The sequence below is a fragment of the Xanthomonas sp. fls2-241-TYG-148 genome, assembly GCF_030208815.1.
GTDB classification, from domain to species: domain Bacteria; phylum Pseudomonadota; class Gammaproteobacteria; order Xanthomonadales; family Xanthomonadaceae; genus Xanthomonas; species Xanthomonas campestris.
The window spans coordinates 502,422-521,100 of record NZ_JARVTE010000003.1; the positions used below are offsets into that span (position 1 = coordinate 502,422).

General features: G+C 64.6%; 18 protein-coding genes and 1 tRNA gene. 1 reads left to right on the forward strand and 18 read right to left on the reverse strand.

From position 1 onward, the window contains the following. The 11 genes from nuoH to tpiA form a co-directional block, all read right to left on the reverse strand. Window positions 1-1,092: an NADH-quinone oxidoreductase subunit NuoH gene (gene nuoH / locus QRM60_RS07440; RefSeq protein WP_115573201.1), complete on the reverse strand. Its 1,092-nt coding sequence runs from the start codon at window positions 1,090-1,092 to the stop codon at window positions 1-3. Continuing rightward, on the reverse strand, window positions 1,089-3,323 hold the full coding sequence (gene nuoG / locus QRM60_RS07445; protein ID WP_285445877.1) for an NADH-quinone oxidoreductase subunit NuoG: 2,235 nt from the start codon (window positions 3,321-3,323) through the stop codon (window positions 1,089-1,091). Before nuoG ends, nuoH begins: the two co-directional genes overlap by 4 nt. Further along, the gene (gene nuoF / locus QRM60_RS07450) at window positions 3,320-4,654 is read right to left on the reverse strand and encodes an NADH-quinone oxidoreductase subunit NuoF (RefSeq protein ID WP_012437962.1); all 1,335 of its coding nucleotides are present in this window, start codon (window positions 4,652-4,654) and stop codon (window positions 3,320-3,322) included. Before nuoF ends, nuoG begins: the two co-directional genes overlap by 4 nt. Window positions 4,655-4,657: 3 nt before the next feature. After that, window positions 4,658-5,185, reverse strand: coding sequence for an NADH-quinone oxidoreductase subunit NuoE (nuoE, locus tag QRM60_RS07455; RefSeq protein ID WP_011037655.1), 528 nt, complete (start codon window positions 5,183-5,185; stop codon window positions 4,658-4,660). Then, window positions 5,182-6,489, reverse strand: a complete 1,308-nt coding sequence (locus tag QRM60_RS07460) for an NADH-quinone oxidoreductase subunit D (protein WP_011037656.1) — start codon at window positions 6,487-6,489, stop codon at window positions 5,182-5,184. Before QRM60_RS07460 ends, nuoE begins: the two co-directional genes overlap by 4 nt. Next, window positions 6,486-7,238 (reverse strand): NADH-quinone oxidoreductase subunit C, encoded by a 753-nt coding sequence (locus QRM60_RS07465; protein ID WP_011037657.1) that lies wholly within the window; start codon window positions 7,236-7,238, stop codon window positions 6,486-6,488. The genes QRM60_RS07460 and QRM60_RS07465 overlap by 4 nt, the downstream gene beginning before the upstream one ends. Before the next feature lie 36 nt (window positions 7,239-7,274). Beyond that, window positions 7,275-7,829: an NADH-quinone oxidoreductase subunit B gene (locus tag QRM60_RS07470; RefSeq protein ID WP_016944318.1), complete on the reverse strand. Its 555-nt coding sequence runs from the start codon at window positions 7,827-7,829 to the stop codon at window positions 7,275-7,277. Continuing rightward, window positions 7,820-8,176 carry an NADH-quinone oxidoreductase subunit A gene (locus tag QRM60_RS07475; RefSeq protein WP_011037659.1) on the reverse strand — a complete coding sequence of 119 codons (357 nt, stop codon included), beginning with the start codon at window positions 8,174-8,176 and terminating at the stop codon, window positions 7,820-7,822. Before QRM60_RS07475 ends, QRM60_RS07470 begins: the two co-directional genes overlap by 10 nt. Before the next feature lie 105 nt (window positions 8,177-8,281). Further along, window positions 8,282-8,366, reverse strand: a tRNA-Leu gene (locus QRM60_RS07480). A 49-nt stretch (window positions 8,367-8,415) separates the two neighbouring features. Continuing rightward, window positions 8,416-8,904 (reverse strand): preprotein translocase subunit SecG, encoded by a 489-nt coding sequence (secG, locus tag QRM60_RS07485; protein ID WP_011037660.1) that lies wholly within the window; start codon window positions 8,902-8,904, stop codon window positions 8,416-8,418. Window positions 8,905-8,937: 33 nt separating this feature from the next. After that, the gene (tpiA, locus tag QRM60_RS07490) at window positions 8,938-9,693 is read right to left on the reverse strand and encodes a triose-phosphate isomerase (RefSeq protein ID WP_014508214.1); all 756 of its coding nucleotides are present in this window, start codon (window positions 9,691-9,693) and stop codon (window positions 8,938-8,940) included. A 112-nt stretch (window positions 9,694-9,805) separates the two neighbouring features. Here tpiA and QRM60_RS07495 point away from each other — a divergent pair, with 112 nt between their 5' ends. Beyond that, complete coding sequence (locus tag QRM60_RS07495; RefSeq protein WP_285445878.1) at window positions 9,806-10,606, forward strand: SDR family oxidoreductase; 801 nt, start codon at window positions 9,806-9,808, stop codon at window positions 10,604-10,606. Between the two features lie 103 nt (window positions 10,607-10,709). On the opposite strand, the gene QRM60_RS07500 is transcribed toward QRM60_RS07495, so the two are convergent. From QRM60_RS07500 to accD, 7 genes are all read right to left on the reverse strand, one after another. Next, on the reverse strand, window positions 10,710-11,135 hold the full coding sequence (locus QRM60_RS07500) for a group 1 truncated hemoglobin (protein WP_161962732.1): 426 nt from the start codon (window positions 11,133-11,135) through the stop codon (window positions 10,710-10,712). Beyond that, window positions 11,135-12,010, reverse strand: a complete 876-nt coding sequence (locus QRM60_RS07505; protein WP_285445879.1) for a DUF3034 family protein — start codon at window positions 12,008-12,010, stop codon at window positions 11,135-11,137. Before QRM60_RS07505 ends, QRM60_RS07500 begins: the two co-directional genes overlap by 1 nt. Further along, the gene (locus QRM60_RS07510) at window positions 12,007-14,370 is read right to left on the reverse strand and encodes a bifunctional diguanylate cyclase/phosphodiesterase (RefSeq protein WP_285445880.1); all 2,364 of its coding nucleotides are present in this window, start codon (window positions 14,368-14,370) and stop codon (window positions 12,007-12,009) included. Before QRM60_RS07510 ends, QRM60_RS07505 begins: the two co-directional genes overlap by 4 nt. After that, window positions 14,367-14,996, reverse strand: a complete 630-nt coding sequence (locus QRM60_RS07515) for a methylamine utilization protein (protein ID WP_285445922.1) — start codon at window positions 14,994-14,996, stop codon at window positions 14,367-14,369. Before QRM60_RS07515 ends, QRM60_RS07510 begins: the two co-directional genes overlap by 4 nt. A gap of 264 nt (window positions 14,997-15,260) precedes the next feature. Next, window positions 15,261-16,199 (reverse strand): 2-oxoglutarate and iron-dependent oxygenase domain-containing protein, encoded by a 939-nt coding sequence (locus QRM60_RS07520; protein ID WP_115573205.1) that lies wholly within the window; start codon window positions 16,197-16,199, stop codon window positions 15,261-15,263. Between the two features lie 114 nt (window positions 16,200-16,313). Further along, window positions 16,314-17,663, reverse strand: coding sequence for a phosphoglucosamine mutase (glmM, locus tag QRM60_RS07525; protein ID WP_285445881.1), 1,350 nt, complete (start codon window positions 17,661-17,663; stop codon window positions 16,314-16,316). Continuing rightward, window positions 17,660-18,547: an acetyl-CoA carboxylase, carboxyltransferase subunit beta gene (gene accD / locus QRM60_RS07530; protein WP_042598394.1), complete on the reverse strand. Its 888-nt coding sequence runs from the start codon at window positions 18,545-18,547 to the stop codon at window positions 17,660-17,662. Before accD ends, glmM begins: the two co-directional genes overlap by 4 nt. Window positions 18,548-18,679: the final 132 nt, after the last annotated feature.

Sequence of the window (18,679 nt, forward strand, 5' to 3'; positions counted from 1 at the left end):
TTACACGCCCTTCTGGATCACGCCGTAGAACACCATCAATGCCGTCACCGCGATCCACACGATCGTGAGCGGAATGAACACCTTCCAGCCCAGACGCATGATCTGGTCGTAGCGGTAACGCGGGAAGCTTGCGCGGAACCAGATGTAAGCACTCGCAAAGAAGAACACCTTCATCAGCAGCCACGGCCAGCCACCGGTCCACAGCCAATTGACCCACGGCGAGATATCTGCCGCGACCCAGCCCTGGATCGGGCTCAGCCAGCCACCGAGGAAGAAGATCGAGATCAGGAAGCTGACCAGGATCATGTTGGCGTATTCGGCCAGGAAGAACAGCGCGAACGCGCCGCCCGAGTACTCCACCATGTGACCGGCGACGATTTCAGATTCGCCTTCCACCACGTCGAACGGCGCGCGGTTGGTTTCGGCGACGCCCGAGACCCAGTACACGATGAACAACGGGAACAGCGGAATCAGGAACCAGTCGAAGAAGCCTGAGCTACCCGCCTGCGCAAACACGATCTGGCTGAGGTTGACGCTGCCCGAGGCGATCATCACGCCGACCAGTGCAAAGCCCATCGCAATTTCGTAGCTGACCACCTGCGCGGCTGAGCGCATCGCACCCAGGAACGCATACTTGGAGTTGGACGCCCAGCCAGCCAGGATGATGCCGTAGACGCCCAGCGAGGTCATCGCCAGCAAATACAGCAGACCTACGTTGGCATTGGACAACACCAGCTTCGCATCGAACGGCACCACCGACCAGGCCGCAAACGCCGGCGCCAGGGTGAGCAGCGGCGCGATGATGAACATCGCCTTGTGCGAGCTGCTGGGCTGCAGGATTTCCTTGAACAGCAATTTGAAGACGTCGGCGAAGGCCTGGAAAATGCCCATGCCCACGTACATCGGCCCGTGGCGCACGTGCATCCAGCCGATCAGCTTGCGCTCCCAGACCACGTAGAAGGCGACCGTCACGATCACCGGCACGGCGATCAGCAGGATCTTCAGCACAGTCCACAGCAACACGCCGCCATCGCCCAGTCCGAGGAACCACTGGTGCAGGGGGTCGACCACGTTCAACAGCAACTCGTTCATGCAGCCACCACCGTTACCCGACCGGCACCCAACGGCGCGGTTGCGCCATGGCCGGATTCGATCCACACCGTGCCCGGTGCGACACGCTTGTCCAGCACCACCGGCAAGGCTGCCCTGCCCGCGTCGGTGCCAACCTTGACGACTTGCCCGGCAGCGACCTGCAGCTGCGCGGCCTGCTCCGGATGCATCGCCACACACGGGGCGATGTTGAGCGGGTGCGACTGCAGTGCGGCAGCGCGGCGTACCACCGCATCGGTGCGGTAGATCGCGGCAGTTGCGGCAACTTCCAGACCTTCGCTCGCAGCAGCCGGCTGCGCCGACGTCGCTGCAGTCACGCTGCGCTGCTGCATGCCGGCGCGCAGACCCACCAGGTCGATGAACTCGAACCCAGCCAGACCCAGCTCACCACCCAGTGCGCGCAGCACGCGCCAGCCCTCACGCGCCTCGACCGGCAACCGACCCGCAGCACGTGCGGTCTGCACGCGGCCATCGAGATTGGTCAGCGACGCATCGATTTCCGGCAAGGCGCCGATCGGCAAAATCACATCGGCCACGTCGCGTGTGGATGCACAGGCGAACTGGCTGAAAGCCACGACTTTCGCGCCGGCCAGCGCGCTGCGCGCAGCGGCCGCATCGGCAAAATCCAGACCGGGTTCGATGCCGTACACCACATACGCCTGACGCGGCTCGGCAAACATGCCGGCGACTGTCCGCGCAGTCGGCAACACACCCTGCGAGACCAGGCCGAGCGCATTGGCGCCCTGCGGGATCCGGCACAGCGACGCACCGGTTGCCGCAGCAAAGGCACGTGCCGCTGCACGCAGCGTGGCCGCCTGCGGATGATTTTCTGCCAATGCGCCGACCACGATCACGGCGCGGCTTGCGCCCTTGACCGCATCACGCAGCGTGGCGTCGTCCAGCGCACCAGCCAGCTGCGATGGCGAGACCACCGTCCGGCTGGCCTGGGTGAAGGCGAAATCGAAATCGACCGGATTGACCGAATGGATCTGGGTGCGGTTCTGGATGCTCGCCTTGCGCAGGCGGGCATGCAGCAGCGGCAGCTCATGGCGCACGTTGGTGCCGAACAGCACCACGACATCGGCCTCTTCGATCTCGGCCAGCGGCGTGGCAAAGGCTTCGGCAACAGCGGCGTCGGAGAAATCGCGGTTGAGCAGGCGGTGATCCAGGTTGCCGCTGCCCAGGCCCTCAGCCAGACGCGCCAGCAAGGCGCCTTCTTCGTTCGAGGTGGCCGGGTGCACGAGCACGCCGAGCTGATCACCGGCGTTGTCGCGCAGGATCTGCGTCGCAGCGGCCAGGCCTTCGGCCCAGCTCACTTCAGTCCATTCACCATTGACCTTCTTGAGCGGCTTCACCGCACGGTCTTCGGCATACAGACCCTGATGCGAATAACGGTCACGATCGGACAGCCAGCACTCGTTGACGGCCTCGTTCTCGCGCGGCACGGTGCGCAGCACTTCGCCGCGACGCACGTGCAGGAACAGGTTGGAGCCCATCGCATCGTGATAGCCGAGCGACTCGCGTGCCATCAGTTCCCACGGACGCGCACGGAACTGGAACACTTTGTTGGTCAGCGCGCCCACCGGGCAAACGTCGATGACGTTGCCGGAAATTTCAGTGGTCAGCGGCTTGCCGTCGTAGGTGCCGATCTGCAGGTTCTCACCGCGATACATGCCGCCCAACTCGTAGGTTCCGGCGATATCAGCGGTGAAGCGCACGCAGCGCGTGCACTGGATGCAGCGGGTCATCTCGGTCGCCACCAGCGGGCCGATGTCTTCGTCCGGCACCACCCGCTTGCGCTCATTGAAGCGGCTCACCGAACGGCCGTAGCCAAGCGAGACGTCCTGCAATTCGCACTCGCCGCCCTGATCGCAGATCGGGCAGTCCAGCGGGTGGTTGATCAGCAGGAATTCCATCACGCTGCGCTGGTACTTCAGCGCTTTTTCGCTGCGCGTGGTGACCTTCATGCCGTCCATCACCGGCGTGGCGCAGGCAGGCGACGGCTTGGGCGACTTTTCAACGTCGACCAGGCACATGCGGCAGTTGGCCGCGATCGGCAGCTTCTCGTGGTAACAGAAGCGCGGGATCGGGATGCCGGCCTTGTCGGCGGCCTGGATGATCATCGAGCCCTTCGGCACCACCAGCGACTGGCCGTCGATCTCGACGGTGACATGGTCCGGTGGCACGTTCGGGTTCACTGGTTGGGCGCTCATGCGGCCACTCCGACATGCGTGTCGACGATCGAACGACCGTTGACGATGTAGTACTCGAACTCGTCCCAGAACTGGCGCAGGAAGCCCTGAATCGGCCATGCCGCCGCTTCGCCGAACGCGCAGATGGTGTGACCTTCGATCTGGCCGGCCACGGTGCGCAGCTGGTGGAGGTCTTCCATCGTGGCCTTGCCGGCGACGATGCGCTCCAGCACGCGGTGCATCCAGCCGGTGCCTTCGCGGCACGGGGTGCACTGGCCGCAGGATTCCTTGTGGAAGAACTGCGAGATGCGGCAGGCAAACCGCACGCAGCACACGCTGTCATCCAGCACCACGATCGCGCCCGATCCCAGACCGGTGCCGAGCGCGCGCAGGGTGTCGTAATCCATCTGCAGGCCAGCGACCTGGTCGGCCTTCAGCACCGGCATCGACACGCCGCCAGGCACCACGCCCTTGAGCTTGCGGCCCGGACGCAGGCCACCGGCCATTTCCAGCAGTTCGTCGAAGGTGGTGCCGAGCGGCACTTCGAAATTGCCGCCCTTCTGCACGCAGCCAGACACCGAGAAGATCTTCGGGCCGCCGTTCTTGGTCTTGCTCAACCCCAGGAACCACTCCGGGCCGTTGCGAATGATCGCCGGCACCGACGCGTAGGTCTCGGTGTTGTTGATGGTGGTGGGCTTGCCGTACAGGCCGAAGTTCGCCGGGAACGGCGGCTTGTAGCGCGGCTGGCCCTTCTTGCCTTCCAGCGATTCCATCAGCGCGGTTTCTTCGCCGCAGATGTACGCGCCAGCGCCCAGCGCACCGTAGATATCGATATCCACGCCGCTGCCGAGAATGTTCTTGCCCAGCCAGCCGTTGGCATAGGCATCAGCCAGTGCCAGCTCGAAATTTTCGAACGGCTCGTGGTGGAACTCACCACGCAGATAGTTGTAGCCCACGGTCGAGCCGGTGGCGTAGCAGGCGATTGCCATGCCCTCCACCACCGAATGCGGGTTGTAACGCAGGATGTCGCGGTCCTTGCAGGTCCCCGGCTCGGATTCGTCCGAGTTGCACAGGATGTACTTCTGCATGGTGCCCTTGGGCATGAAGGACCACTTCAGACCGGTCGGGAAGCCCGCGCCACCGCGGCCGCGCAGGTTGGATGCCTTCACCATTTCGATGACGTCGGCCGGCGGGATCTTCTCTTCGAGGATCTTGCGCAGCGCGGCGTAGCCACCGGTCTTCAGATAGCTTTCGTACGACCACGGGGTGTCGTAGTGCAGGGTCGTGTAGACGACCTGATGCGGCAGCGGCGCCGGACCGACCGGGCCTGAGGGTGCGTGATGATGTGCCATGCCTTACTCCAGCCCGTCCAGCAGCGCGTCGACCTTTTCTTTCGTCAGGTGCTCGTGGTAATGGCCGTTGATGACCATCATCGGCGCTGCAGAGCAGGCCGCCAGACATTCTTCTTCGCGCTTGAGGTAGACGCGCCCATCGGCGGTCGACTGACCCAACTTGCAGCCCAGCTTCTTTTCCGCGTGCGCCAGCAGATCCTCGGCGCCGTTGAGCCAGCAGCTGATGTTGGTGCAGAACGCCACGTTGTGGCGGCCGACCTTCTCGGTCTCGAACATCGAGTAGAAGCTGGCCACTTCGTAGGCCCACACCGGCGGCAGCTCCAGATACTTGGCCACGCCCACGATCAGCTCGTCGGTCAACCAACCCTGGTTCTGTTCCTGCGCGGCATGCAGACCCTGCAACACGGCCGAACGCTTGCGGTCGGGCGGGAACTTGCTCAGCCAATGATCGATGTGCGCGCGCGTCTTGTCGCTCAGCACTACCTGCGGATCGACGTCGCGCGCCGCTTCGAAATTACCCGTCGCCTTCATCGGTCAACCTCACCGAAAACCAAATCGTAAGTACCGATCATCGCCACGACGTCGGCCAGCAAATACCCGCGCACCACCGCGTCCATCGAGGACAGATGCGCAAAGCCCGGTGCGCGCAGATGCACGCGGAACGGCTTGTTGGCGCCATCGGACATCAAGTAGCAGCCGAACTCGCCCTTGGGGGCTTCAACGGCGCAATAAGTCTCGCCGGCGGGAACGCAGTAGCCTTCGCTGAACAGCTTGAAGTGATGGATCAGCGCTTCCATATCGTCCTTCATGCCTTCGCGGCTTGGCGGAGCGACCTTGAAATTGGTGACCATGACCGGGCCAGGATTGGCCTTCAGCCACTTCACGCACTGCTTGATGATGCGGTTGGACTCGCGCATCTCGGCCACGCGCACCAGGTAACGGTCGTAGCAGTCGCCGTTGGTGCCGACCGGCACGTCGAAGTCCACCGCGTCGTACTTGGCGTACGGCTGCTTCTTGCGCAGATCCCATTCGATGCCCGAACCACGCAGCATCGGACCGGTCATGCCCCAGGCGCGCGCCAGATCCGGGCTGATGATGCCAACGTCCACGGTGCGCTGCTTCCAGATGCGATTCTCGGTAAGCAACGTTTCGTATTCGTCCACACGGGAGGGGAACGTGTCGGTGAAGTTCTCGAGGAAGTCCAGCATCGAGCCTTCGCGCGCGGCGTTGAGCTTGGTCAGCGCCCCGCCCTTGTGCCAACGCGATTCCTTGTACTTGGGCATGCGGTCAGGCAGATCACGGTAGACGCCGCCCGGACGGTAATAGGCGGCGTGCATGCGCGCGCCACTGACTGCCTCGTAGACGTCCATCAATTCTTCGCGCTCGCGGAAGGCGTACAGCATCACCGCCATCGCGCCGAGGTCAAGCGCGTTGGAACCCACCCACATCAGGTGGTTCTTGATGCGGGTGATCTCGTCGAACATGGTGCGGATGTACTGCGCGCGCTCCGGCGCTTCGATCCCCATCAGGGATTCGATGGCACGCACGTAGGCGTGCTCGTTGCACATCATCGACACGTAATCCAGGCGGTCCATGTACGGAACCGACTGGTTGAACGGTTTGGACTCGGCCAGCTTCTCGGTGCCACGGTGCAGCAGGCCGATATGCGGGTCGGCACGCACCACGGTTTCGCCGTCCATTTCCAGGATCAGGCGCAATACGCCGTGCGCCGCAGGATGCTGCGGGCCGAAGTTCATCGTGTAATTGCGGATTTCCTGCTTGCTTTCCACAGGATTGCTCGCGAAGGCATCGGTTGCCTGGCGGTATTCACTCACTTGGCAGTCTCCGACTTGCCCACTTCACCAGCGGCAGTCTCATAACGCGCGTCGTCGCGGATCACGCGTGGCACGCCGACACGCGGCTCCACCGAGGTCACCGGCTCGTACACCACGCGCTTGCGCTCGTCGTCGTAACGCACTTCGACGTTGCCGATCAGCGGGAAGTCCTTGCGGAACGGATGGCCGACAAATCCGTAGTCGGTCAGGATGCGGCGCAGGTCCGGATGGCCATCGAACACGATGCCGAACAGATCGAACGCTTCGCGCTCGAACCAGTTCACACCGGGCCAGATGTCGGTCAACGACGCCACCACCGGCACCTGCTCGTCGGGTGCATAGCACCGCACGCGCAAACGCTGGTTGTGCTGGTAGGAAATCAGCTGGGCCACCACCGCGAAGCGCTGCGTCGGCAGCTGCTGCGGTTGGGCACCGTTGGAACTTTCTTGACTGGGGAATTCGCCCCAGGCAAAGCGACCCAGCGCCTTGCCCTCGACACCACGGCTGAAACCCTGGGACGACACGTCGGCGGTGTCCCACTCGTCGCTGCCGTAGCCGAGATAATCGACGCCACACAGGTCGCTGAGCTGCTCGAAACCGAGCTCGTCGCGCAAGGCAAGACAGGTGGCGTGCCACTGTGCCGCAGCGACTTCCAGCGTCACTTCGCCGCGCGGCTGGACCACGGAGATCTGCGCACCGGCGAAACGCGCCGCTAGTCGGTCAGTGAAGGAAGATGCTTGCTCTGCCATGGGGGCTTGGCTGCTCTCGGTAGGAGAAGACGGGTGTCAGCGTGCGATTGTCTGGGTGCGCCAGATTTTCTTCTGCAGCTGCAAGATGCCGTAGACCAGCGCCTCGGCGGTCGGCGGGCAGCCCGGGACATAGATGTCCACCGGCACGATGCGATCGCAACCGCGCACCACCGAATACGAATAGTGATAGTAGCCGCCGCCGTTGGCGCAGCTGCCCATCGAGATGACCCACTTCGGGTCGGGCATCTGGTCGTAGACCTTGCGCAATGCCGGCGCCATCTTGTTGACCAGAGTGCCGGCGACGATCATCACGTCGGACTGGCGCGGCGACGGGCGGAACACCACGCCGTAGCGGTCCAGGTCCAGGCGCGCCGCACCGGCGTGCATCATCTCGACTGCACAGCAGGCCAGACCAAAGGTCATCGGCCACATCGAACCGGTACGCGCCCAGTTCAACAGTGCATCGACGCTGGTGGTCACGTAGCCCTTTTCGAGCAACGGGTTTTCGCCTTCCGGGCGCAGGATGTCTTCGACCCGGCCTTCCGGCATCGGGTTGGTCATCAGACGATCCAGGGTCTGAATCACTCCCATTCCAGCGCTCCCTTCTTCCACACGTAGATAAAACCGAGGAACAACATGCCGACGAACAGGCCCATGGTGACCAGCGAGCGTGCGCCGATCTCCATGAACACCTGTGTCCACGGCACGATGAAGATGATTTCCAGATCGAACACGATGAACTGGATCGCGATGAGGTAGTAGCGCACATCGAACTTCATGCGCGCGTCTTCGAATGCCTCGAAGCCACACTCGTACGGCGAAAGCTTGCGCGCGTCCGGGCTGCGCGGAGCGAGGAACCGACCAATCAACATCAGCACGATGCCGATGCCAGTGGCGACAACCAGAAACAGCAGACTCGGCAAATATTCGGCCAGCACAGCGATTCTCTCTTGCCTCTGCCCGCACGCGCCGCGTGCCGGCATGGGGTATAGGCAGACCCCGCGCCGGCATTGCCGCGATGCGCAGGAACTGCAGCCAAACAATGGTGCCCAAGAGGGGACTCGAACCCCTACGACCTAAGTCGCTACCACCTCAAGGTAGTGCGTCTACCAATTCCGCCACCTGGGCATACGTTGCGCCGCTGGGCATCCCAGTGCGCAGCGTATTGTAACCGCCTTCAGTCTTTTTGTGCTGGTTCCGGCGTCTTTTCTTCGCGTGCGGCAGGCGCCGGCTGCGTCGGTGCGGACTGCACAGGTGTTGCGGCAGGTGCAGTGGCCGGCTCGGCCGCAGCAGGCAACGGCTGCGAGGGAGCGGTGGGCACTGCGCCAGCGGCAGGCGCCTGCGGCAACGGCTGGGTCAACTCACCCGCGGCGGCCGGAGCCGGCGTGGCCGACTGCGACATCACGCCCAGGTTCTGGTCGGTGGGACGGGCGCCATGGGTGGCGTACCAGGCCATGAACAGGCTGATGCTGAAGAACACCACCGCCAGCCACTTGGTCGACTTGGACAGGAAGTTCGACGCACCCTGCGAGCCGAACACCGTGCCCGACGCGCCCGCGCCGAAGCCCGAGCCCGCCGCCGCACCGGCGCCACGCTGCATCAGGATCAGCGCAATCATCGCCAGCGCGACCAGCACGTAGACCACATTGAGGATCAACATCAGCATTTCGAAATCCGTCCCCGGACAAAACTTAATGGGTTAACAAGCGGCCGCCGCACGCGCGATGGCCAGGAAGTCTTCGGCAACCAGTGATGCGCCGCCGACCAGCCCACCGTCGACGTCGGGCTGGGAAAACAGCTCGCTGGCGTTGTCGGGCTTGACACTCCCCCCGTACAGGATGGGCAGTGAATCGGCAATTCTAGCATCCGCCTTCGCGACTTCGCCACGAATGAAGGCGTGCACGGCCTGGGCCTGGTCCGGCGTGGCGGTGCGCCCGGTCCCGATGGCCCAGATCGGCTCGTAGGCCACTACGGCGCGGGCGAATCCGGTGCTGCCAACCAGGCTCAGGACCGGCTCCAACTGGGCACGTAGGATTGCCTCAGTCTGACCTGCCTCGCGCTGTTCCAGCGATTCGCCAACGCACAGCACCGGGATCAGCCCGGCATGCATGGCGGCGGCAAACTTGCGCGCGACCAGCTCGCTGCTTTCCTGGTGATACTGACGGCGCTCCGAATGCCCGACCAGGCCGTATTCGGCACCGACATCCACCAGCATCGAGGCGGACACTTCACCGGTGTAGGCGCCCTTCTCGTTGCTACTGACGTCCTGTGCACCGAATGCCAGGTGGTGGGCCTCGAAGTCCTCGATCAGATCACCGAGATACGGCAAGGGCGGCAGGATGACGACATCGACACCCGCCAGGGGCATGTGCGCGGCCACCTGCGCCACCAGTTCGGTGGCGAAGGCACGCGTGCCATGCAGCTTCCAATTTCCAGCAACGATCTTTCGACGCATCAGGTGCAGGTTCCTGAGTTGAAGACAGGCGTGAGAATAGCCCATGGCCTGTCGGTACCCGGCAGACTTGTGTCCGATGCGTGTCCCATTTCGCCCCAACCAGGAACCTGCCATGTCCGTTTCGCCTGTCTTCGCCCTGATCACCGGCGCTTCCAGCGGGATCGGTCGCGAGATTGCCCGTGCCTACGCAGCGCGCGGGATGCCACTGATCCTGACGGCGCGGCGGGTGGACCGGCTGGAGGCGCTGGCGGCGGAATTGGGCGCGCAGGTGCGGGTGGAAATCCTGCCGGAGGATCTGGGCGACCCGGCCGCCCCTGCCCGGCTGGTCGCCGAAATCCAGCGCCAAGGCTGGACCGTGGGCACCCTGGTCAACAACGCCGGCTACGGCGTGCCAGGGCGGTATCTGCAGAACGACTGGCAGACGCATGCGCGGTTTCTGCAGGTGATGGTGACGGCGGTGTGCGAACTGACCTGGCGGCTGTTGCCGATGATCCGCGCCAGTGGCCAGGGCCGGATCCTCAACGTCGCCTCGTTCGCCGCACTGACGCCCAGCGCCGATGGCCAGACGCTGTATGCGGCCGCCAAGAGTTTCATGCTGCGCTTCAGCGAATCGCTGGCGCTGGAGAACGCCGATTGCGCGGTGAAGGTGTGCGCGCTCTGCCCGGGCTTTGCCTGGTCGGAATTCCACGATGTCACCGGCACCCGCGCGGCGATGTCCACCCTGCCCGGCTGGGCGTGGCTGCAGGCCGATGCCGTGGCGGCGTACGGCATCGCCGCGCTGGAACGCGGGCAGGTGCTGGCGATACCGGGGTGGCGCTACCACCTGGTGAACCTTGCGCTGCACGTGTTGCCGCACGCGCTGCTGCTGCGGCTGATGGCACGTGGCTCGCACCGGGTGCGTCCTTTGGAGTGAGGCGTCCGTGCGCATGGCGCCTGCTGCAAGCGGATGCGGACAGACCTATCACGCCCCTGGTTGAACACATGCTCTGCGTACTGCAACGTGCGCAGCGTTAGTGTCAGTGATTGACGATTTCGCCATGCATCGCGGCCAGCCGTGTGAGCAGGCGATTCTGGGTTCGGCGCGGAATGTTGCGCTGATCCATTGCCCAGTTGAGATCTTCGACCAGGGCATTGAAGTCGCCCTCGCGGATGGCCATATGCTGGTGCGCCTGTGCCATGGACTTGGCAGTGTCCGGGCACGGGCCATCGGCGACATGGCAGAACTTCTGCACCAGCCGCTCGTTGAGCATGACGATATTGACGCGTGCAAAGTGCTCGACGATGCGCGGGTCGTCGGCGATGCGCGAAAGCATGGTTTCCACCAGGGCCTCGATGCCGGGCTGACCGCCCAATTCTTCGTACAGCGTCTGCCGCGGTTGCGTGGTGGCACAGCCGCTCAACATCAGCACGCACAGCAGCGAATAGCGCAGCCATCGGGTCATCACAACGCCACCTGCAGGGAAAGATACGGTCCGCGCTGACGCTTCAAGGTGGCAACCTCGCCCAGATCGGCCCAGGCGGCGGTCAGCGACACGTGCTTGGTCGGGAACCAGGCGACGAAGCCGTCGGCCCAGGCTTGCTCGCGGGCGAAACCGAGATTGTTCGGCTTGTCGCGATATTCCAGCCCCACCACCCACGACGGGCTCAGCACCACGCCAGCGCTGACTTCACCGACCAGCCGATAGCTGTTGCGACGGTCGCCGCCGAAGCCCAGCAACCCGGTTTGATTGGCACGGGTAGCGCGCACGGTACCGTTGAGCAGCAACTGGTAGCCGCCAACGCCTTGCAGCAATAGCCGCGTGGCGCTGAGATAGACATCGGTGCCGTGGTCGTCGCGTGCACCGATCGCCAGCGGCAAGGTGCCGTCGCGCAGCCGCTTGTACTGCACACCCAGACTCAGCTGCGGCGCGCGCCCGTAGACCAGGTCACCATGCAGTCGCACTTTCGCGCCGAATACATCCTGGCCAAGCGCATTCCACGGCAACCCCAGCCGGTCCTGCAAGGTGCCCAGGTCCAGACGCTGGCGCGACACCGAAAGCTCGAGCCGATTGCCAACGGTCAATGCGGCGCCCTGCACATCCAGACGGTAATCGCCGCTATCGACGTGGGTGGCGAACGCCACGATGCCGAGTTCATCACGCGTGCCGTACCCCGACAACGTGGCCCAGGGCACGATGCCACCGCCACTGCTGCCTTCGAGCATCGAGACGCCGCCGGTGGCCAGCAACCGGCCCTCGCCCGCCATGCACAGCAGTGGGCTCAGGGCCATTGCGGCGAGTAGCGTCGCAGCGACTGCCGTGCGTGGAGAACGCTTCATCGTTGACCTCCCGCCTGCGCCGCGGGCGAGCGACCGAGCTGGCGCATGCACCATGCCAGCAGCGGCTTTTCTTCCAGTGGCGGCGAATACAGATAGCCCTGCACCATGTCGCAGCCGTAGCCGCGCAGCAGCGCCAGCGCAGTGTCGTTTTCCACGCCCTCGGCAATCACGCTCAGGCCGAGGTTGTGCCCCAGATCGATCGTGCTGCGCACGATGAAGGCATCGTCGGTGCCTTCGGCCAGCTGCATGACAAAGCTCTTGTCGATCTTCAATTCGTTCACCGGCATGCGCTTGAGCTGGGCCAGCGAGGAATAGCCGGTGCCGAAGTCGTCGACCGATAGCCGCACGCCCACATTGCGGAGTTGATGCAACATATGCAGCGCAAATTCGACATCGCGCATCAATGCGCTTTCGGTCAGTTCCAGCGTGACCGAGGTGGCCGGCACCGCATGCCGCTGCAGGCAGCCGCGCACGAAGTCCGGCAGGCCGGGGTCGGACAGATCCAGGGCCGACAGGTTGATCGCCATGCCCAGTTCAAGCCCTTGCGCTCGCCATTGCGATTGGCAGTGCAACGCCTCGTCAAGCACGAAGCGGGTGAGCGGATGGATGACGCCGGAATGCTCGGCCAACGGAATGAATTCGTCCGGACCGATCGGCCCCAGCACCGGGTGATGCCAGCGCACGAGTACCTCGACCTGCTCCACCTGATCGGTACGCAGGCTGATCTTGGGCTGGAAACGCAAGGTCAGCTCGTTGCCACCGATGGCCTGGCGCAGATCGCCGGTGAGACGCAGCCGGCGCAGATGCTGCTCGTCCTGGCCAAGCCGGTACACGCTGGCGCCACTGGCAGTGTCGCCGACCTGGCCACGCGCGATGTCGGCGCGACGCAGCAGCGTGTCCGGGTCGGCGCCATGTTCGGGAATCAATGCAATGCCGATGCTGGCTTCGAGCTGGATGCGCGCCTGCGGCAACGCCAGCGGGCTGCGCAACTGCAGCAGCAGGCGTTGGGCTTCTTCCTGCACGGTGGCCGGGTCGGCATGCGCCACCACCACCATGAATTCGTCGCTGCCAAGGCGCCCGACGATATTGGGCGCCTGCACCACCTCGGCAAGCCTGCGCCCGGCTTCGACCAAGACCTGATCTGCGAAGTCGTGGCCCAGGCTGTCGTTGAGTTCCTTGAAGCGCTCCAGGTCCAGGATCAGCACCGCTGCGGTGCCGCCCGAGGCCACGGTCTGATCCACCACCTGCTGCAGCTGCTCCAGCAGCCAGATGCGGTTGGGCAAGCCAGTGAGTGCGTCGTGGCGTGCCTGGTGCAGGATGTGCTGCTCGCGCGTGGCGATCTGCTGCTGCATGCGCCCGAAGCTGTCGGCCAGCTCCGCCAATTCGCGCCCGGGCGGCAGTTGCACGGTGGTGTGGTAATCACCGCGCTGGATGCGGCGTGCTGCCTGCACCAGCAGCGCCACCGGCTTACTGACGCTGCGCGCGAGAAAAATCGATACGCCCAGTGCGGCGGCGGTGGCCAGGCCAGCCAGCAGCAAAATCCGTAATTTGAGTGTGCGGTACGGCGCCACCGCGCGGTCCAACGAGGCCTGCAAGGCAACCCGCACGCGGGTATCGCCCTGGATGGACTGCAACTTCACCAGGTAACGCGAGTCCGCCAAGGTCAGCGGGATTGCAGCGCCCTGCGCGTGTTCGGTGGTGCGCAATTGCTGGGCGAATTCCGTGCGTTCGGCTGGTTCCAGCGTGGACGCCAGCACGCGCGGCGGCGCACTGTCGATGAAAAAGGTGGCATCCAGACCCGTGGTGCTGCGGAAATCCTGCGCAAGGCTGTCGCCGGATTCGTTGCCGATCGCAATCCAGCCCACCCGGCTCGGCGCCAGTACCTGCACCACCGCCAGACGCACGATGCGTTGATCCAAGGCCACCACACCGACCGCACGCCCGTCGTGCTGGGCCTGTTGCAGCAAGGCCTGCACGGCACGCAGCTGTTCGGCCTGCGGCAGATCCGCTAGCCCGGTCAGAAAATCGCCTTCAGGCGACAGCAGCACCGCCGTCTGCGCATCCATGCGCGCGGCGTGGTTGCGCAACGCCGACTGCATCGTGGGCACATCGCCGCTGGCAACGGCTGCGCGGAAGCCGAAATCGTCCGCCAGCACCGAGGCCGATTGCAGCAGTTGTTCATCGCGGCGCTGGTTGATGCGTTGCCATACTCGCTCGCCAATCAGCAGCTCTTCACCGAGTTGCGCCTTGACGCTGCGCTCGGTGGCCACCTGCACGGCAATGAAGGTCAACGCCTGGGTGCCGAGCACCACCAGCACCAGCAGCGCGGCGATGCGCGTATGCAGTCGCATCGCCTTCATGGAGACGGCTTTTTCGGGTCGGCGGCGCGACGGAACTTGTCCTGCAGCGCGCGCACGCGATCATCCGGCGGCGCCACCGCTGGCGCTGTGCCGGTGGTCTGCACGGTGACACGGCGCTGCAGCGCATCGCGGCTCAGCACCAGTGGCTCGGACAGCGCAGCGCCCTTGATGCGCGGATGCCAGACGCGCAGGGTGTAGCTGCCCGCGGGCGCATCGATCTGGACACGGCCATCGCTGCCGCTCTTGCCGAAATACGGGGTGTCCAGCACCACGATATACCCCAGCATCCAGTCATGGATGTTGCAGCCCACCGTCACCAGCCCGGCCTGATCGAAGCGTACCGGCGCAGCCGTGGTGCCCTGGAACAGCGGCAACTCGAACTTCTTGGCAGGCGAAAACGAATACACCTGATGCCGGATTTGATCATTGTTTGGGAAGCGCACCAGGCTACCCGTGCGTACCGCGAGCACCGCGGGAACGAACTGCGAATTCACCTGATCCATCGACACCGTTTTCGAGGTGCCGGTCGCCGGCACCGGACGTGCGGTTTCCAGGCTCACCACTGCATCAACCAGCACGCCAGCGGCGTCCTGGACAATCACCGTCACCGGTGTTGCCAAGGCCACACCCGCAAGGCACCCGGTCAACGCCAGCGCCGATGTTCCAACAACGTTGATTACTTTTCGCGTCCACATGCGCCCGCACCTCATCGCAGTCCTGCAGCGGGCGCCAGGCAAATCCGACGTCGCGCTAGCGGCCAGACTGGGATATCGGCAGAGGTGAACGCAAGCTTTAACCGGACGCGAGCGAACGTTCATCAAGCAAACTGTGGCGAGCGTCATCCGCCATGTTGCGAGCGCGGCCATACGCCGCGCTTGGGTCCGTTCGGCTTACTTCAGCTTGATCTCGCGCAGGCGCTCTTCCAAAAACCCGTGTGCGGTGATCGGTTCAGGATAGCGGCTGGGATTGTCGGCGCTGATGCAGGACGGCAACACGTCGATCACGAAATCCGGGTTCGGATGCAGGAAGAATGGCACCGAATAGCGCGGCTTGCGCGCCTCCTCGCCCGGCGGATTGACCACGCGGTGGATGGTGGACGGATACACATGGTTGGTCAGGCGCTGCAGCATGTCGCCGATATTGACCACGATGGTGTCGGCGTCCGCAGTGAACGGCACCCACTCGCCTTCGTTGGAACGCACTTCCAGGCCGGCGGCACTGGCGCCCACCAGCAAGGTGATGAAATTGATGTCGCCGTGCGCGCCGGCGCGCACATTCGGGATGTCGTCGCTGGTGATCGGCGGGTAATGGATCGGGCGCAGGATCGAATTGCCGTGATCGGTCTTGTCGGCGAAGTAGTCCTGCGGCAGGCCGATGTGCAGCGCCAGCGCCGACAACACGCGCGAGCCCAGCTTATCCAACTGCTGATACAGGTGGTAGCCACGTTCGCGGAAGCCCGGCACTTCGGTCGGCCACAGATTGGGCGCCATCACCGCGCGGTACGGCGAATCGTCCGGGATCTCGCGGCCGATGTGCCAGAACTCCTTCAAATCGAAATGCTTGGAGTCCTTGGCGGTCTCAACGCCGAACGCCGTATAGCCGCGCGCGCCACCACTGCCGGGCACGTGATAGCTGCGCTTGACCTCGTCGGGCAGCGCGAAAAATGCCTTGAACACCTCGTAGGCGGCATCGATGTCCGACTGCGCAATGCCGTGATTGCGGATGCCGGCAAAGCCCCATTGCCGATAGGCGGCACCGAGCTCGGCGACAAACGCCTCGCGGTCGCTGTCGAAACGGGTGATGTCCAGCGTGGGGATGCGCGCGCTCATACAGATGTCTTGCTCAAGAATGAAAGAAGACCTGCCGCTCAGGACAGCAGGCGATACAGCACATAAAACGTCGCGGCCTTGGCGAAGACCACGCAGATGCCAATGATGAGCGACTCACGCCGCGTCACGCACCGCTCCGGCGAGGCGATCGAGCGTGTCCTGCATCAACCCCGCTTCGTCGGCCTCCACAGTCACGCGTACCACCGGCTCGGTGCCGGACGGGCGCAGGAAGGCGCGGCCACGCCCCTGCACCGCCGCCTGCGCTTGCTGCAGCGCCTGCTGCACGCTGGCGGCTTCCACAATGGCCTTGGCTGCACCGCCGCCCAGACGCACGTTGACGGTCTGTTGAGGCACCTTGCTCAGGCTGCTCAGCGCCTCACGCAGGCTGTGCCCGTCGCGTCCCAGCGCTTCGAGCACCTGCAAGGCGCTGACGATGCCATCACCGGTGGTGGCCCGGTCCAGACACAACAGATGGCCGGAGGTTTCGCCGCCCAGCGTGCCACTGCCCTCGACCAGGGCCTGGTGCACGTAGCGGTCGCCGACCTTGGCGCGCTGGAACGGGATCTGCAACGCCGCCAGGGCTTTCTCCAGCCCGTAATTGGTCATCAAGGTGCCGACCACCGTGCCGGTGAGCCGGCCGCTGGCCTGCCACGAGCGCGCGAGCACGTACAGCAGATCGTCGCCATCGACCGGGTTGCCCTGGTCGTCGGCCATCAGCACGCGGTCGCCGTCGCCATCGAAGGCGATGCCCAACTGCGCGCCGGTCTCGCGCACCTTGGCGGCGAGATTGTCGATATGCGTGGAGCCGACACCGTCGTTGATATTGAGCCCGTCCGGCGCCGCACCGATCACCACCACCTCGGCGCCGAGCTCGCGGAACAGCATCGGCGCGATGTGGTACGTGGCGCCGTGCGCGCAGTCGAGCACCATCTTCAACCCATGCAGGGTGAAGCCACGCGGGACGCTGGCCTTGCAGAATTCGATGTAGCGGCCGATCGCATCGCGGGTACGGATCGCCTTGCCCAGGCGCTCGGATTCCACGGTGTGGAATGGCGCATCCAGGGCCGCTTCGATCGCCGCTTCGGTGGCGTCATCAAGCTTCTCGCCCTCGGCGGAAAAGAACTTGATGCCGTTGTCGTAATGCGGGTTGTGCGATGCGCTGATCACCACGCCGGCGTTTGCGCGCAAGGTGCTGGTCAAAAACGCAATGGCCGGAGTCGGCATCGGCCCGATCAGCTGCACGTCGGCACCAGCGGCCACCAGGCCGGCTTCCAGCGCTGCTTCAAACATGTAGCCGGAAATGCGGGTGTCCTTGCCAATCAGCACCAACGGGCGCTTGCTGCGCCCAGCGGTGAGCACACGCCCAAGCGCATTGCCCAGGCGCAACACGAAATCGGCTGAGATCACGCCCTGCCCGACCCGACCGCGGATGCCGTCGGTGCCGAAATACTTGCGACTGCTCATGCGGCGTCTGCGTCCTGCGGATGCGGCTGACGCATCATCATGGTGGTCAGCTCGGCGATGCGGTCGCGCATGTCGCGGCGGTCGCAGATCTGGTCGATGGCGCCGTGATCGAGCAGGAACTCCGAGCGCTGGAAACCTTCGGGCAGCGTCTCGCGCACGGTCTGCTCGATCACGCGCGGGCCGGCAAAACCGATCAGCGCATGCGGTTCGGCGATGTTGATATCGCCCAGCATCGCGAACGAGGCCGACACGCCACCGGTGGTGGGATGGGTCAGCACCGAGATATACGGCAGGCCGGCTTCGCGCAAGCGACCGAGCGCCGCGGAGGTCTTGGCCATCTGCATCAGCGAGAACAGGCCTTCCTGCATGCGCGCGCCGCCACTTGCGGAGAAGCACACGAACGGGCAGCCCACTTCCAGCGCCACTTCGGCCGCACGCGCAAAGCGCTCGCCGACCACCGAGCCCATCGAGCCGCCCATGAAGGCGAAATCGAACGCGGCGGCCACCAGCGGGTTGCCCTTGAGCATGCCGCGCATGGCGATCAGGGCGTCGTATTCGCCACTGCTTTTCTGGCTGGCCTTGATGCGCTCGCCGTACTTCTTCTGATCCTTGAACTTGAGCACGTCCACCGGGCCCAGTTGGGCCGCGATTTCGGTGGTCGGGCTGTCCACGTCGAACAGCGCGGCCAGACGGGCGCGGGCGCGGATCGCCATGTGGTGGTCACACTTCGGACACACCTCCAGGTTCTCCTCAAGCTCCGGGCCGTACAGCGCGCTGCCGCAGTTGCTGCACTTCTCCCACAGGCCCTCGGGGACGCTGCGCTTCTTGGCGGGGGTGTTCTCGGTGCGGATGCCGGAGGGCATCAATTTGCTGAGCCAGCTCATGCGTGTATGACAATCCATGCAAGGCGGCCGTGCAGGCCGCAGAGGGGCGACAGTCTATCCCAGCGCCCCATGGCGGTGCAGTGGGCGGCCGCGCGGGGTGGCGCCGAGCGGCCTGGGCCAAAACGCCAGGCG

Bases quoted from the DNA above. Each gene is read 5' to 3' on its own strand.
- nuoH (WP_115573201.1), bottom strand. From the start codon at position 1,092: ATGAACGAGTTGCTGTTGAACGTGGTCGACCCCCTGCACCAGTGGTTC.
- nuoG (WP_285445877.1), bottom strand. From the start codon at position 3,323: ATGAGCGCCCAACCAGTGAACCCGAACGTGCCACCGGACCATGTCACC.
- nuoF (WP_012437962.1), bottom strand. From the start codon at position 4,654: ATGGCACATCATCACGCACCCTCAGGCCCGGTCGGTCCGGCGCCGCTG.
- nuoE (WP_011037655.1), bottom strand. From the start codon at position 5,185: ATGAAGGCGACGGGTAATTTCGAAGCGGCGCGCGACGTCGATCCGCAG.
- QRM60_RS07465 (WP_011037657.1), bottom strand. From the start codon at position 7,238: ATGGCAGAGCAAGCATCTTCCTTCACTGACCGACTAGCGGCGCGTTTC.
- QRM60_RS07470 (WP_016944318.1), bottom strand. From the start codon at position 7,829: ATGGGAGTGATTCAGACCCTGGATCGTCTGATGACCAACCCGATGCCG.
- secG (WP_011037660.1), bottom strand. From the start codon at position 8,904: ATGCTGATGTTGATCCTCAATGTGGTCTACGTGCTGGTCGCGCTGGCG.
- tpiA (WP_014508214.1), bottom strand. From the start codon at position 9,693: ATGCGTCGAAAGATCGTTGCTGGAAATTGGAAGCTGCATGGCACGCGT.
- QRM60_RS07495 (WP_285445878.1), top strand. From the start codon at position 9,806: ATGTCCGTTTCGCCTGTCTTCGCCCTGATCACCGGCGCTTCCAGCGGG.
- QRM60_RS07500 (WP_161962732.1), bottom strand. From the start codon at position 11,135: ATGACCCGATGGCTGCGCTATTCGCTGCTGTGCGTGCTGATGTTGAGC.
- QRM60_RS07505 (WP_285445879.1), bottom strand. From the start codon at position 12,010: ATGAAGCGTTCTCCACGCACGGCAGTCGCTGCGACGCTACTCGCCGCA.
- QRM60_RS07510 (WP_285445880.1), bottom strand. From the start codon at position 14,370: ATGAAGGCGATGCGACTGCATACGCGCATCGCCGCGCTGCTGGTGCTG.
- QRM60_RS07520 (WP_115573205.1), bottom strand. From the start codon at position 16,199: ATGAGCGCGCGCATCCCCACGCTGGACATCACCCGTTTCGACAGCGAC.
- glmM (WP_285445881.1), bottom strand. From the start codon at position 17,663: ATGAGCAGTCGCAAGTATTTCGGCACCGACGGCATCCGCGGTCGGGTC.
- accD (WP_042598394.1), bottom strand. From the start codon at position 18,547: ATGAGCTGGCTCAGCAAATTGATGCCCTCCGGCATCCGCACCGAGAAC.